Here is a 989-nt window from a genome sequence, read left to right on the forward strand (position 1 = left end):
AAACCATCGTTTTTGGCCAAAAGTGGAATCCAAAACCCCCATTTTTAGCAAAAAATGGAATTCTGAGGCATTATGGGGGGTAAATCAAATCAAAATTCCAGACACCCAAAATCATATATCACTATATCACAACCACTTACAACCACAAAAAGTAACAGTAAAATTACTGTTATTTTTTCGATGAATATTTCAATATACTTTAGTACTACAAGCTGAGATCAAAGCGCTATTTGCATTAAACACTTTGCACTAAGCCCTTTGCTCTTGGATCTAAAGTCGGCCGATACATGTTTAACCCGGGCTCTGATATTACCTGATCAGCGATAGCAGGGCTTACAAAAACTAAAAGTCATGGGAACATATATAAAAGGAATCAACGGAAGATTCACAGGAAAAGTAGGTAGCACAGTAGGTAGTCAATGGAAAGGCATCTCTGTTATGAAATCGCTACCCGATTTTAGTAATCACAAAGCCAGTAAAAAACAATTGGCACACAGAGCTAAATTCAGACTTGCTACCAAGTTTTTACAACCACTGTATCCGGTGATACAATTAGGGTTCAAAAATCAGGACAGCCTAAAGTCGCCGCAGAATGCAGCTATGTCCGAGTTAATGAAATACACCATCGAAGGCGAATATCCTGATTATAAGGTGAACCTGAATAATTTGGTGTTAGCCGTAGGATCATTAAAAGGAACAAACAGACCAAAAGTAGAAGCTAATGGTGAAGAAGTTGTTTTTACCTGGAGGTACAATGCATCAAGTGATGAAATGTTTAAAGACAATGGAGTAATTCTTGTAGCTATTGCTGAAGGCTATTATCCTGAATATACCATTGGTCAAAATGTTCGTTCTGATGGTACAGCCAGTATGTATCTGCCAGATGCTCCTGCAGGAACAGTAGTACATTGCTATATCGCTTTTGCCGCTATGGACGATACAAACCGGGTAAGCAATAGCGTGCATGCAGGAACTGTTATTATTCCGGA

At 38.7% G+C, this 989-nt stretch carries 1 protein-coding gene; it reads left to right on the forward strand.

Annotated features, from left to right (window positions below):
- Positions 1–351: 351 nt before the first annotated feature.
- Positions 352–989: DUF6266 family protein (locus tag OM075_RS25180; protein WP_301193327.1), on the forward strand; the 638-nt coding region annotated here is incomplete at its 3' end.

It is taken from the genome of Plebeiibacterium sediminum (assembly GCF_026013605.1).
GTDB lineage: Bacteria > Bacteroidota > Bacteroidia > Bacteroidales > Marinilabiliaceae > Saccharicrinis > Saccharicrinis sediminus.